General features: G+C 41.9%; 13 protein-coding genes. 11 read left to right on the top strand and 2 right to left on the bottom strand.

The annotated features are described in order from the left end of the window. Window positions 1-4: 4 nt before the first annotated feature. The 7 genes from BST99_RS09405 (at window position 5) to BST99_RS09375 (ending at window position 6258) form a co-directional block, all read left to right on the top strand. The gene (locus tag BST99_RS09405; RefSeq protein WP_105001575.1) at window positions 5-1207 is read left to right on the top strand and encodes a glycosyltransferase family 2 protein; all 1203 of its coding nucleotides are present in this window, start codon (window positions 5-7) and stop codon (window positions 1205-1207) included. 10 nt (window positions 1208-1217) lie between these two features. Then, window positions 1218-2366: a glycosyltransferase family 4 protein gene (locus tag BST99_RS09400; RefSeq protein WP_219843827.1), complete on the top strand. Its 1149-nt coding sequence runs from the start codon at window positions 1218-1220 to the stop codon at window positions 2364-2366. Between the two features lie 77 nt (window positions 2367-2443). Beyond that, a complete protein-coding gene (locus tag BST99_RS09395; protein WP_105001574.1) occupies window positions 2444-3118 on the top strand; it encodes an acyltransferase in 675 nt (224 codons plus the stop codon). Next, entirely contained in the window at window positions 3115-3555 is a 441-nt protein-coding gene (locus BST99_RS09390) for a thiol-disulfide oxidoreductase DCC family protein (RefSeq protein ID WP_105001573.1), read from the top strand. Before BST99_RS09395 ends, BST99_RS09390 begins: the two co-directional genes overlap by 4 nt. A gap of 135 nt (window positions 3556-3690) precedes the next feature. After that, window positions 3691-4059, top strand: a complete 369-nt coding sequence (locus BST99_RS09385; protein ID WP_105001572.1) for a hypothetical protein — start codon at window positions 3691-3693, stop codon at window positions 4057-4059. Between the two features lie 98 nt (window positions 4060-4157). Further along, the gene (locus tag BST99_RS09380) at window positions 4158-4976 is read left to right on the top strand and encodes a hypothetical protein (protein ID WP_146106256.1); all 819 of its coding nucleotides are present in this window, start codon (window positions 4158-4160) and stop codon (window positions 4974-4976) included. Between the two features lie 67 nt (window positions 4977-5043). Next, window positions 5044-6258, top strand: coding sequence for a glycosyltransferase family 2 protein (locus BST99_RS09375; RefSeq protein WP_105001570.1), 1215 nt, complete (start codon window positions 5044-5046; stop codon window positions 6256-6258). Here BST99_RS09375 and BST99_RS09370 read toward each other — a convergent pair. Further along, window positions 6255-7400 (bottom strand): hybrid sensor histidine kinase/response regulator, encoded by a 1146-nt coding sequence (locus tag BST99_RS09370; protein WP_105001569.1) that lies wholly within the window; start codon window positions 7398-7400, stop codon window positions 6255-6257. The genes BST99_RS09375 and BST99_RS09370 overlap by 4 nt on opposite strands. A 271-nt stretch (window positions 7401-7671) precedes the next feature. Between BST99_RS09370 and rfbB the strand changes: the two genes are divergently transcribed. The 4 genes from rfbB to rfbD are packed head-to-tail and all read left to right on the top strand — an operon-like array spanning window position 7672 to window position 11046. After that, a complete protein-coding gene (gene rfbB, locus BST99_RS09365) occupies window positions 7672-8709 on the top strand; it encodes a dTDP-glucose 4,6-dehydratase (RefSeq protein WP_105001568.1) in 1038 nt (345 codons plus the stop codon). Window positions 8710-8737: 28 nt separating this feature from the next. Continuing rightward, entirely contained in the window at window positions 8738-9598 is an 861-nt protein-coding gene (gene rfbA, locus BST99_RS09360; RefSeq protein ID WP_105001567.1) for a glucose-1-phosphate thymidylyltransferase RfbA, read from the top strand. Between the two features lie 16 nt (window positions 9599-9614). After that, window positions 9615-10163: a dTDP-4-dehydrorhamnose 3,5-epimerase gene (gene rfbC / locus BST99_RS09355; RefSeq protein WP_105001566.1), complete on the top strand. Its 549-nt coding sequence runs from the start codon at window positions 9615-9617 to the stop codon at window positions 10161-10163. A gap of 16 nt (window positions 10164-10179) precedes the next feature. Further along, window positions 10180-11046: a dTDP-4-dehydrorhamnose reductase gene (gene rfbD / locus BST99_RS09350; RefSeq protein WP_105001565.1), complete on the top strand. Its 867-nt coding sequence runs from the start codon at window positions 10180-10182 to the stop codon at window positions 11044-11046. A gap of 46 nt (window positions 11047-11092) precedes the next feature. Here rfbD and BST99_RS14990 read toward each other — a convergent pair whose 3' ends face one another. Continuing rightward, on the bottom strand, window positions 11093-12799 hold the full coding sequence (locus BST99_RS14990; protein WP_105001564.1) for a DUF4407 domain-containing protein: 1707 nt from the start codon (window positions 12797-12799) through the stop codon (window positions 11093-11095). Between the last annotated feature and the right edge of the window lie 135 nt (window positions 12800-12934).

Below are 12934 nucleotides of genomic sequence, written 5' to 3'. Positions count from 1 at the left end.
AGTTATGGATATTATTTACTCGTTAACATATTGGTTGGAATTATTGGTCTTCCTTTATTTAGGAGGGGCAAGCGTATATATTTTTATTTTTTCTATCGCAGGTCATTTTACTGCTAAAAAATGTTGTCGAATAGTCAACAAAAAAAGAACTTTTTCAGTTCTGATTCCGGGTTATAAAGAGGATGGTGTTATTGTTGAGGTGGCGCGACGCGCACTGGAACAAAGTTACGAGGCCACCCTTTTTGATGTGGTGGTTATCGCGGATTCATTTCAACCGATCACACTCGAAAAATTGCGTCGTCTCCCCATCAAACTCATTGAGGTCTCCTTTGAAAAAAGTACCAAATCCAAAGCCTTGAATGCTGCTCTAGCGCAAATAGGAGATGACTACGAGGTCGCTCTTGTCCTGGATGCCGATAATGTGATGGAATACGATTTTATCGAAAAGATCAATAATGCTTTTGATTGCGGATTTAAGGTCGTTCAAGGACACCGTGTAGCTAAAAATACCAATACATCTTTCGCTATACTCGATGCTCTGAGTGAAGAAATTAATAACCATATTTTTCGTAAAGGACATCGGGTTTTGGGTCTTTCTTCGGCCTTAATTGGATCCGGAATGGCCTTTGACTACCAACTTTTTAGGAAGACCATGTCTGAAGTAGAGGCTGTTGGAGGTTTTGATAAAGAGATTGAATTAAAGCTGTTGAGAGATCAGATTGTCATAGAGTATTTACCTAAAGCTTTTATTTATGACGAAAAGGTACAGAAGTCAGACGTTTTCGCAAATCAAAGAAAACGTTGGTTGGCTGCACAATTCATCTACTTTCGTCATTTTGTTGTTTCTGGATTGAAAGAACTCTTTTTAAGAGGCAATATTGATTTTGCTGATAAAGTTTATCAAATGATTGCTCCACCGCGGATACTCTTATTGGGTGCTGTGGGTTTCTTAGCGTGCTGTTATCTATTACATGATATGTTGTCCCTTAAGTGGCTTCAGTTTTCCTTTTTTTGGTGGCTTTTGGCTCTTTTGGGTACGGCATTAACGTTTCTACTTTCCATTCCCAAAGCCTATTACTCCAACAATACATTCAAGGCCCTGATCCAGTTACCTCAAGCCTTCTGGATCATGTTTATTTCGCTGTTTCGTCTAAAAGGAGTAAACAAAAAATTTATTCATACCGAACACGGAACAATTGAGACTTAAACAAACCCCTATGAAAATCGGTATTGAAGGACAACGCCTCTTTCGAGAGAAAAAACACGGCATGGATATGGTTGCTCTTGAGTTGATCAAGAACATCCAGAAGATTGACCAAGAAAACGAGTATGTCGTTTTTGTTCGTCCTGATTCCGATAATAGCTGTATCCCGGAGGCTCCCAATTTTAAGGTTTTAGAACTGGATTCTCCAGGTGGATACTTTGGCTGGGAACAGTTTGCTCTGCCCCGTGCAGCTAAAGCTGAAGGTTGTGATATTCTGCATTGTACGAGTAATACAGGACCCGTTTATTCATCTGTACCATTGGTGACGACCTTGCACGATATTATCTATCTGGAATCGATAAGTCTTTTTAGGAGAGAAGGAAGTTGGTATCAGAAATTAGGAAATATGTATCGACGCTACATTGTACCGCCTGTTATTCGTAGAAGTAAGCGGGTGATAACAGTTTCGAACTATGAGAAAAAGAAGATCAATCAGTATTTCAATTTACAAGACGGCCGTTTACGCACTATTTACAATGGAGTAGGAGAACATTTTAGACCTATTGAGGATAAGGCCACTTTGAATGAGGTGAGGAATCGTTGTGGTTTGCCAGAGCAATTCTTTTTATTTCTCGGGAATACGGATCCAAAGAAGAATACCCGTGGAGTCCTCCAGGCTTTTGCTTCGTTCAACCAGAAATTTCCGGATTCTTACTATTTGGTCATGTTGGATTATGAGGAGCATAAATTAACACGAATGCTTGAGCTCATTGGGGCTCCTGAATTGCGAAAAATGATTCACCTGACGGGTTATATTTCTAACTCAGACTTACCTGCTTTGATCAGCCAGAGCAGCATATTTCTATACCCGTCTTTACGCGAAAGTTTTGGTATTCCCATACTTGAAGGTATGGCTTGTGGGGTTCCCGTAATTTCTGGTAATACATCATCAATGCCTGAAGTTGCAGGAGAAGAAACAGCTCTAATGGTTGATCCATTTGAACCGGATGAAATAAGCGAGGCCATGATCAAATTGGTACAGGATCAATTGTTAGCTAAGACTCTTTCTGAAAGAGGAATCAAGAGGGCCAAAGAGTTCTCCTGGAATATTATGGCCAAAAATATTTTGAAAGTATATGAAGAAGTCTACGGTGAATTGTAAAGTAAGTATCCGGATTGGTTTTATAGGTAAAAGAGCAGGGTAGCTAAAATGGATTAGCACTCTAAAAAAAATTAGTCATGGGCATTGTAAGTAAAATTAAAAGTAATCCTAGATTGAAAAAGTGGGTTTTATTCGCCATATCCCCGAGTAGAAATCCTCGTCCCAGATTTTGGGTGCGTTGGTTTTTAAATCCATATGTTCATAAGAAAGGCAAAAGAGCATCGGTTCGCCGAAATTGTCGGATGGATGTTTTTCCATGGAACCAATTTCATCTTGGAGAGCTTAGTACCATAGAATCTTATTGTGTGATAAACAATGGTTCAGGAGATGTGATTATAGGCGATCGAGTCCGTGTAGGTATTGGAAGTGTAATTATCGGTCCCGTTACGATGGGGCACGGATCAGGGCTGGGTCAAAATGTCTTTGTTACCGGTTTCAACCATAGCTACACTGACGGAACCAAAAATTCAAGTGACCAAGCTTTGGATATTCGCGCAACCACCATTGAAGATGAAGCCCATGTTGGTTCCAATTCTGTTCTTTTGGCCGGTGTAACAATTGGTAAGCGGTGTCAGATTGGTGCAGGCAGTGTGGTGACAAAAGATATACCTCCTTATTCAATTGCAGTAGGGAATCCTGCTCGGGTTATAAAACAATATAACAAGCAAACAGGCAAATGGGTGTCGGTAACGGGAGATCATACTATTGATTCAATTCAAGTTGGAACAACCGAAAACGAAAAGGCAAGATGAAAAAAATAGGAATTGATGATGCCGTAAAACCAGAGGATAAGAGTTGTGTAGTATTCTTTGATGGGGTTTGTAACCTTTGTAATGCCTTTATAGATTTTGTCATTCGTCATGACAAAAACAAACAAATTTTCTACACCTCATTACAGTCTCAAACAGCAGAAAATCTTTTGAAGCCGTATGACGTAAATCCAACCCAGGGGATGACTACCATTTACTTTTTAGAAAAAAAAGTACTCTATAGCCAGTCAACTGCTGTACTAAAGATTATGCAGAAACTCGGAAAACGAAAGCGGTTTATCGCTCGGTTTTTGCTGCTGTTTCCCCGAGTAATTCGTGATCTTGCCTATGTTTTTATTGCGTTAAACCGATATCGTTTCTTCGGTAAAAAACAATCCTGTCGTCTTCCTAGTGTAGAGGAGGCCCGCCAATTCATATGAAATAATCCTAATCCTTAAAACCATGAATATTTCAATCAGTTCAAAGTTGCTCCCTAAATACTTGGTTGCCGTCGTTATGACATTTTTTTCTTCAGAAATATTTACCTCCAACAAAAAGAAAATCTAGACAGCTGGATGGGAGGGGGCATGCGGATGTTTGGCGAAATCGATAAAATGCTTTACCGCGTAAGTGGTTTTGAAATTGAATATGAAGACAAAATCTACTTTGTGAATCTCCGAAACTTCCCAGAATTTGAATACGAGGATCAAATGGTTCGTATTCTTCCCTCTACACAAAGGATGGACCAAATCATGAAAAAGATTCATGGATTTTCATGGTACTACGATGAAGAGAAGGATCAGATTCGTCTCAATAAAGAAGGTATCGTTCCTTCTATCTCCAACAGAAATATCAAATCATTCTTGGTTTATAGAATAGATTTCGATCAGACCTCAGATTCAGTTAATCTCACTGAGGTCACCTCAATGAGTATAAATGAATAAAATGTAACCGTGTTATGACTTTTAAAAAAATCGTTTCCTTCATAGATCAATACCTCGGTTTAAGTACAACTGATCACATTTTAAATCTCTTTCTGAAGATGACTTTAGTATTACTTCTTCTTTATATGAACGAGACTATTTATTTGCGGGTGTTCATGCCTGTCGTTTTGGTACCCGGAATTCTATTCCACAAAATTTTGAACAATAAATACTACTGGTTGGCTCTCACTGGGATTGTTTGTTTTGTTTACCTAATTCTTGACTTGGTGATCTATGTACCTAATCATAAACATGTTTATGCCTACGCTTTGCTGGGGATTACGGCCTCTTTTTTTATGAAAGACAGGGTTGGAATTTTTTCGAATATTCGCCACCAGTCAAAAGTTATAATCGGATTGTGTTTCCTTTTTGCCACCGCTGGAAAGTTCTTGGCTCCTGAGTTTCTCGATGCGTCATTTTTTAAATTCACCCTATCCACCGATGCCAGATTCTTCGGAATACTCTCGTTAATTGGAGACCTAAGCAAGGATCAACTTTTATTAAATGAATCCAATCTAAAAAATCTGGTGGGAGGATCGATGAACCCATCGGATTCTTTTGCGATTCTTGTGCCCAGTAATATTATGGAGATAGCACATTTTCTTACTTACTGGACCATTTTTCTTGAGGGTTTGATCGGGATATCATTTCTACTGCCTAAACGTTTTCTGCTATCAAAGTACCGCAATATTTTGTTGGTTGTTTTTATGGTCACTACATATCCGATAGCCACGGTTGCCGGTTTTGCAATAGTCCTTGCTTTATTAGGCTTTATGCAATCTACAGAAGACGGTAGGCTGACTCATTTTTCCTGTTTTTTTCTTTTGGTATTTATTTTACTTCCATTGATCAACACTCCCTTTTCACAAATCTTTTGACCTCTAGTTAAAAGAAAAAATAAGGGTCAACGCATAGAATATAAAGCTTAACATAAACTATCTAGGGATGATTTTTAATCTTGAAGTAATTTTTTGGTTGTCCATCTTCATTATTTTCTATTCTTATATAGGATATGGTGTCCTTCTTTACTTGCTCGTCAATATAAAGAGACGATTCTTTGATAATCACTCCGAAGAGCACCAGGAGAATTATGAGCCCCAAGTGACGCTATTTGTCCCAGCTTTCAATGAAAAGGAATTTGTAAGTAGAAAAGTGGCAAACAGCCGCTCCCTTGATTATCCTGCGGAAAAAGTTCAACAGATATGGGTGACCGATGGTTCCGATGATGGTACTCCCGATCTTTTGCGCATGTACCAAGATGTTGAGGTTTACCATATTCCTGAGCGCAAGGGTAAGATTGCTGCAATGAATCGTGGAATGCAATTTGTAAAGACTCCCATTGTAATTTTCTCTGATGCCAATACCGAACTGTCTAAACAGTCTATTCGTGAAATTGTCAAGTTGTTTAGCAAGGAAAAAGTAGGTTGTGTTTCAGGAGAAAAAAGAATTTATAATAAATCAGCCGATGCTGCTGCCGGAGCGGGTGAGGGGCTCTATTGGAAATACGAATCACAGCTTAAAAAATGGGACGCTGAGTTGTGTTCAGTGGTCGGGGCAGCGGGTGAACTTTTTGGAATTCGTACTCATTTATGGCAAGAAGTTGAGCCCGACACTTTATTGGACGACTTTATAATCTCTTTACGTATTGCAATGTCGGGTTATACCATACAATACAGTTCCGAAGCCTATGCCATGGAATCAGCATCAGCTGATATACATGAAGAAATAAAACGTAAAATTCGCATTTCTGCTGGTGGTATTCAATCTATTGTTCGCCTGCGTTCCCTGCTAAATGTTTTCAAATACCGAACCTTATCTTTTCAGTATATATCCCATCGTGTTCTTCGTTGGATTTTGACTCCCTTGTTATTGCTGCTGGTCATTCCAATTAATATTTTTTTGGCTTTGGATGAAGGTTTATTTCATTTTGAGATCTATAACATGCTCCTCTTGGGCCAGATTTTATTTTATACTCTTTCCCTAATAGGCTGGTTACTCGAGCGAAAAGAGCTACGTTTGAAGGCTCTCTTTGTGCCTTATTATTTTTTCATTATGAATTTGTCGGTATACCTAGGGTTTATTCGGTATATGAAACGTGACCAATCGGTCAATTGGGAACGGGCCAGACGCGGTGATTTAAACTCTTCAGCAGAGATTTAAGGCCTGAGTACCTGTTCCCTTTTACTCTTAGCTAAATCAAAAGAAAACGAACTCCCCTTACCAGGTACACTGTCAATACGCATTTGTCCTTCGTGTTGTGCTATAAAGGCCTGGCACAAAGCCACGCCCAAGCCTGTCCCAGGCTCTTTGTCTGTTCCGAGTTTGCTAAAGTGTTCTTCGGTATCCAGGATCTTTTTAATGTCTGCTTTGCTGATACCTGGGCCGGTATCTATTATCTGTACATGTACCCGGTCAGCTTGTTGAACACTCCTGATACGAATCTTTCCATCGGCCGGGGTAAACTTGATGGCGTTGGATACCAGATTGCGAAGGACAGTTTTAATCATGTTCATGTCAGCTTCTACGTAAAGATCTTCTGGAACCTCGTTGGTAATTTCTATCTTCTTGTGATCACTGGCCATTTTTAAAAGCCGAATAGTCTGATCCGCGATATCCTTCAATTGCAGAGGCTCGGTAATGACCTTCATTTGACCACTTTCGGACTTGGCCCAACCCAACAAGTTTTGGAGAAGGTTAAGGGCTTCATCCATGGTTTTTAGCAAACCAAATACCGTATCATCGAGAAATTCCGGGGCTTTGGGATCGATAATTCCCCGCATCAAAAAATCCATTTTGAGTTTAGCTGCACTCAATGGGGAACGCAAGTCATGGCCGATTATAGAAAACATCCGGTCTTTTAATTGGTTTGATCGCTGCAGGTTTTCGGCCTGTAATTCAATTTGCTTTCGAGCGTTGACCAGTTCGATGTGGGTTTTAATCCGGGCAAGGAGCTCCTGTTCATTAAAGGGTTTGGTAACGTAATCTACGCCGCCTACTTCGAAACCCTTGACCTTATCTTTGACCTGTACTTTCCCGGTCAGGAAGATCACGGGTATATCCCGGTAACGATCATAGGATTTAATCTTTTGGCAGAGTTTATATCCGTCAACACGTGGCATAACAATATCCAACAGAATCAAGTCGGGTAGTCTTTCTTCCAACATGACAAATACTTTTTCGTCATCGCTGGTCCCCGAATACTTAAAGCCGTGACGTTCCAAGATGAAGCGGATCAACTCCAAATTGAGCTGTTCATCATCAATGGCAAGAATGTAAGGGGTTTCCTTTGGCGAGTTGGACATAGGTTGGCGATTTTCTCATACGAAAGTAAGAAAAAGCTGAAGTTCTTGCTACGGGTCTTTCACCATTGATCTATACAGAATTGTTACTGGGCTTGGGTTTCTGGAAAATGGGCGCAAACCTGCTAAATCCATCACAATTCTCCCGAGGTTTAGGTGAAATATCTTATTTTGAAGAAGATAACCACGCTTTCTTAGTGGATGACAACAATTATTCAAAGAGGCTTATTTGTAAGATTATATTTACAATAAGAAAATTAACATACTCTTAAACATGGATGCAATACTTGTTACCGGCGGAGCGGGCTTTATTGGGTCGAACTTTATTCCGTATTTTTTGGAAACCCACCCCAACATTCAATTGGTGAATTTGGATGCTCTCACTTATGCGGGGAATCTGTCCAATTTAAAGGAAGTGGAAAACAACCCCAATTACACCTTCATCAAGGGAGATATTGTGGATCGATCGACGGTAGAATTGCTTTTTGAAAAATACGATTTCAAAGGGGTGATTCACTTTGCAGCAGAGTCTCATGTGGATAATTCTATCGCCAATCCGGACGCCTTTATGCAGACCAATATTATAGGAACTTTTAACCTGATAGACGTCGCTAAAAAATGGTGGATGATCAGCCCGGGTATTTACAAAGAAGCCTTTAAGAATGCTCGTTTTCTCCATATTTCAACAGATGAGGTCTACGGCACATTAGGGGAGGAAGGTCTATTCCAGGAGACCACTCCTTACGCACCGAATAGTCCTTATAGCGCCTCTAAAGCCTCTTCTGATTTTATAGTTAGGAGCTATCACCACACCTTTGGATTGAATGTGGTGACGACCAATTGTTCTAATAATTACGGTCCTAAACAGCACAATGAAAAGTTGATCCCAACGATTATTCTCAAGGCGTTGAGCGGAGAAGATATTCCAATTTATGGAGACGGTAAAAATGTACGTGACTGGTTGTATGTTTTGGACCACTGCAAAGGAATTGATTTGGCTTACCAAAACGGAGTGTCTGGTGAAACCTACAATATTGGAGGACGCAACGAAAGGAACAACCTCTACATCGCGAATAAAATCTGTGAAATCTTGGAACAAAAGCATCCCAAAGATAGTGGTGCCTCTTATAAGGATCAGATTACCTTTGTGAAAGACCGAGCCGGACATGACTTCCGGTATGCTATCGATGCCATAAAGATTGAAAATGAACTGGGTTGGAAAGCCGACGAGAACTTTGAAACTGGAATTGAAAAGACCATTGACTGGTACCTAAATAAGTTCAAGGCAAAGAGTAATTCAAGTTTAGCTTAATCCAATTACAAAGTTTAAGACAAAACAGATGAAAGGAATCATTTTAGCCGGGGGATCTGGTACCCGTTTATACCCGATCACCCTAGCGGTGAGCAAGCAATTGATGCCGGTTTACGATAAACCCATGATTTACTATCCACTGTCTACTTTAATGGAGGCAGGGATTTGGGAAATCCTTATTATTTCAACTCCTGAACACCTCCCTCTTTTCCAAAAGCTACTGGGAGATGGCCGCAAATACGGTTGCCGATTTGAGTATGCCGTACAGGAGGAACCCAAGGGATTGGCTGAAGCCTTTTTAATCGGTGCTGATTTTATCGGAGACGATAAAGTTGCTCTGATCCTTGGCGATAATATCTTCTATGGGGCTGGTCTTGATACGCTCTTGCAATCGAACAACGATCCGGATGGGGGAATCATTTACGCTTACCACGTCAATGACCCAGAGCGTTACGGAGTCGTTGAATTCGATGAGCAGGGCAAAGCTATTTCTATTGAAGAAAAACCGGAAGAGCCCAAGTCCAATTACGCCGTTCCGGGGATTTACTTCTATGATAATGAAGTGGTGGATATCGCCCGCTCCATCGAACCCAGTGCTCGGGGAGAACTGGAAATCACCGACATTAACAAGGTTTACCTCAAAAGAGGCAAGCTGCAGGTGAGTATCATGGACCGCGGTACGGCCTGGCTGGATACCGGTACATTCACTTCTTTGATGCAAGCAGCTCAATTTGTTCAAGTGATTGAAGAGCGCCAAGGTCAGAAGATCGGTGCCATCGAGTCTGCGGCCTATAAGATGGGGTATATCACCAAAAAGCAGTTTCAAAAATTAACAGAGCCTTTCTTGAAGAGCGGATACAGTAACCGCTTGTTAGAAGTCTTATTGTAGTTGTAATGAAAGATTCATGAAAGTCACTAAAACAAAAATTGAAGGATGTTTTGTCATCGAACCCAAAGTGTTCGAAGACGAGCGCGGCTACTTCTTTGAAAGCTTCAACCAAGAAAAATTTGAACTCCTGACGGGAGCCAAGCCCTTCTTTGTGCAGGACAATCAGTCCAAATCCGTCCGAGGAGTTTTAAGAGGTCTGCATTTTCAGACCGGCCAATACGCTCAAGCCAAACTGGTTCAAGTACTGCAAGGCGAAGTGATGGATGTCGCTGTGGATTTGCGTAATGGTTCTAAAAGCTTTGGGCAGGTGGTCACCCATATTCTCTCTTCAGAGAATCGCAAGCAAATGTATATTCCGCGAGGCTGTGCCCACGGATTCATCACCCTGTCTGAAAAAGCCATTTTCTCCTATAAGTGTGATAATTTTTACAACAAAGAAGCCGAAGGAGGGATTATTTACAACGACTCCACCTTTGGAATTGACTGGTTGCTCGAAGACCATGAACTGATCCTTTCTGAAAAAGATTTACAGCTGCCTGCGTACTCAGAATCTACCCTGGTCTAATCCTAAGTATTACACGATGAAAGTTTTAATCACCGGAGGTAACGGACAACTGGCTCAGGCCTTGGGTCGTTTGCTTCAAGACCAAGGAAAGAACTGGGAAGCCGATTTTAAGAACAACAAAGAACTGGACGTTACCGATTTTGAAGCGGTCAGCGAAATCCTCGGTAATAACGAATATGCCTATTGCATCAATTGCGCCGCCTTTACCCACGTTGATAAGGCTGAATCCGATACCGATTTGGCTCACCAAGTCAATGTGAACGGAGCTCGTAATCTGGCGTTGGGTTGCCACCAAAACAGTACGGTACTCATTCACATCAGTACCGATTTTGTCTTTGACGGTTTTCAAAATACCCCTTATTCCGAAGAGGATGTAGCTCGTCCACTGGGCTTCTATGGAGATACCAAGTACAAGGGAGAGCGCGCCATCATCAGTAATTTAGAGGAGCACTTTATCCTGAGAACTTCTTGGTTGTATTCCGAGTACGGAAGTAATTTTATGAAAACCATGATGCGCTTAGGGGCCGAAAAGGATGAGCTCTCGGTTGTGTATGATCAGGTCGGAACACCGACCTACGCCCTTGATTTAGCGGCGGTGATTTTGCACCTGATCGAAGCGCACAGTATAGAATACGGTATTTACAACTACAGCAACGAAGGGGTCGCCAGTTGGTATGATTTTGCCAAAGCGATTTTTGAAGAGGCCTCGATTGAGGTGAACGTAAAGCCTATTCGCTCCTCTTCTTATCCCACTCCGGCGAGAAGACCGAATTACAGTGTACTGGATAAGACCAAAATCAAGGAACAATTCTCTATAGAGGTGCCGCACTGGCGAGATAGCCTGAAGCAAGCCGTAAAGGCTTTACAAGAAATTGAATCATAAAAAAAGCCGCCCATCGGGCGGCTTTTTCATTCATCAGAAACCACGATTAATCTTCTGCGGTGTCTTCACCAAAGATATTTCCGTTGTTTCTGCGAATTCTGTGGTTCCGCATTTCGCGGTAAAACTGATTAATTGAAGGCCCAATTTCTTCAGATGAATCGTTGTGGTCTGTCCATTTTACTTCCAGAGTCAAAGGATCGATCACTTTAGAGGTCGCCGGCTTATCGTTGATATCTGCGAAACGCATTTCTTGCTCGCGGTCAGTAACCTCTCTGTCTTTGCGGGATTCTTCTTCCTCTTTGGCCTTTTGGATAATGGCGTTATTTAAGCGGATCGTATCTCCAAATTCTTTTCCAAGTTCCTGGTATTCTTTTTCCAGTTGCTCGTTGCGCGTATTATCTAGGGCTGCATCCCATTCTTCTTGGGTAGCTCCACCCGACTTAAGCGGTACAAAGTCATCCTCGGTGATGAGTGGAACGACGACATCCGGAGAAGGATCAACCGGAGCAGGAGGCTGACGGTATTCAGGAATATCCCCATCATCGCCACGGTCATTGCGGGTGTTGTGCAGGGGATGCACCTTTTCTTGGTCCTTTTCGGTAATGCGGTTGTAGTTCTCGAAGAAATCAAGGGTTCTGCTGATCTTTTCTTGGCGAGGCAGATCCTGTTGGTTTAAAAGGTGCCAATCGGCCAATTTGATATCGGCATAGATTTTGTTTTTCATGCGATCAAACTGAAGAACAGCCAATTTCTCGTCTTCCGCATTGGCCAGGCGATCTTCGTACTCTCCAGCTGGCGCTAATAATTTAGCGATGATCGGTGCGGTCTCGATGATGAGGAACAACAGCATGATGAACATCGAAGGAAGTTGAGGTAACTTGTTTAAAGCGCTTAATCTCGCCATAAGACCATCCACATTGTCAATCACAGGTTGTGTACTCGCGACCGCCGTTTCGTACTCGCCTTGCAAGCTGGCGATTTGCGTCTCGAGAGAAGCTATTTTTTCTCCGTTGCTGACTTTAAGCGCTTGAAGCGCTGCCAAGGAAGCGTCATGTTTTTCACGCTTTTCTTTGTAAACGGGCCCTTTGCCTAATAAACCAGTACCAGCGCGTCCTTCTGCTTCCGCGATATAGGTGGCATAGAGTTCGTTATTCTCTATTTCTTTTGCCGTGATCTCGTCACGTAGGCGAACTACCTCTGCACTCATTGCCTCAATCTGAGGGTTGTAGAGGCTTCCGATTTGATCGCGGTTAGACAGACTCAGCGCATTTTGCTCTTCCAGAATGATTTGATCAATCTCCTTCTCGAAAATTTTCATTTCCAAAGGTTTCGAGATCACAATGGCGATGACCACGGCCAAAAGCAGACGAGGTGTCGCTTGCATGATCGGAATGCTCTGGTAACGCGTTCTTTTTTCAGGGGACTGGACTTGGCCCATGACGATACTGCGGTTCGCCTGCTCGTGAATATACTCGGCTGTACGTCCTTCCGCGAGTACTCCGCGACGCTTCAAGGTCGTGAGGATAAATCGATCCAGGTTGAAGATCATCAGACCCCAGATCAGTCCAAAACCGACGGCGGTTATTTGGTTTTCAAAAATGGTGAAAAGGGCATAACTCGCTGAGATGGCGGCCATGATAGCAGTGAAGAGCACAACCGCACCTATACCAGCGTATTTGTACTTTTCGGAGTTGGAACAATTTCTAAGGATATCGGTATCTGCTCCCGAGCAGAAATGCAAGAAGGTCATCATGATCTATAGTGTTCTAAAGCGTTCTTGAATGATTAACGTAACTGTGCCTGAATAAATTGCAGGACATACAAGTTAAAATAAAATTTCAATCGGTTGGGTAGGAGTTCGGCTTTTTAACAAGCCCAAGAACTGCAT

Origin of the sequence: Aureicoccus marinus (assembly GCF_002954325.1) — a bacterium.
Classification (GTDB): Bacteria; Bacteroidota; Bacteroidia; order Flavobacteriales; family Flavobacteriaceae; genus Aureicoccus; species Aureicoccus marinus.
Note: the sequence above shows the minus strand (reverse complement) of the source record. Positions and strands in the feature narration are given on the sequence as shown.

Bases quoted from the DNA above. Each gene is read 5' to 3' on its own strand.
- rfbA (WP_105001567.1), top strand. From the start codon at position 8,738: ATGAAAGGAATCATTTTAGCCGGGGGATCTGGTACCCGTTTATACCCG.
- BST99_RS09405 (WP_105001575.1), top strand. From the start codon at position 5: ATGGATATTATTTACTCGTTAACATATTGGTTGGAATTATTGGTCTTC.
- BST99_RS09385 (WP_105001572.1), top strand. From the start codon at position 3,691: ATGGGAGGGGGCATGCGGATGTTTGGCGAAATCGATAAAATGCTTTAC.
- BST99_RS09370 (WP_105001569.1), bottom strand. From the start codon at position 7,400: ATGTCCAACTCGCCAAAGGAAACCCCTTACATTCTTGCCATTGATGAT.
- BST99_RS14990 (WP_105001564.1), bottom strand. From the start codon at position 12,799: ATGATGACCTTCTTGCATTTCTGCTCGGGAGCAGATACCGATATCCTT.
- BST99_RS09395 (WP_105001574.1), top strand. From the start codon at position 2,444: ATGGGCATTGTAAGTAAAATTAAAAGTAATCCTAGATTGAAAAAGTGG.
- BST99_RS09400 (WP_219843827.1), top strand. From the start codon at position 1,218: ATGAAAATCGGTATTGAAGGACAACGCCTCTTTCGAGAGAAAAAACAC.
- rfbB (WP_105001568.1), top strand. From the start codon at position 7,672: ATGGATGCAATACTTGTTACCGGCGGAGCGGGCTTTATTGGGTCGAAC.
- rfbD (WP_105001565.1), top strand. From the start codon at position 10,180: ATGAAAGTTTTAATCACCGGAGGTAACGGACAACTGGCTCAGGCCTTG.
- BST99_RS09390 (WP_105001573.1), top strand. From the start codon at position 3,115: ATGAAAAAAATAGGAATTGATGATGCCGTAAAACCAGAGGATAAGAGT.
- BST99_RS09375 (WP_105001570.1), top strand. From the start codon at position 5,044: ATGATTTTTAATCTTGAAGTAATTTTTTGGTTGTCCATCTTCATTATT.
- rfbC (WP_105001566.1), top strand. From the start codon at position 9,615: ATGAAAGTCACTAAAACAAAAATTGAAGGATGTTTTGTCATCGAACCC.
- BST99_RS09380 (WP_146106256.1), top strand. From the start codon at position 4,158: ATGACTTTAGTATTACTTCTTCTTTATATGAACGAGACTATTTATTTG.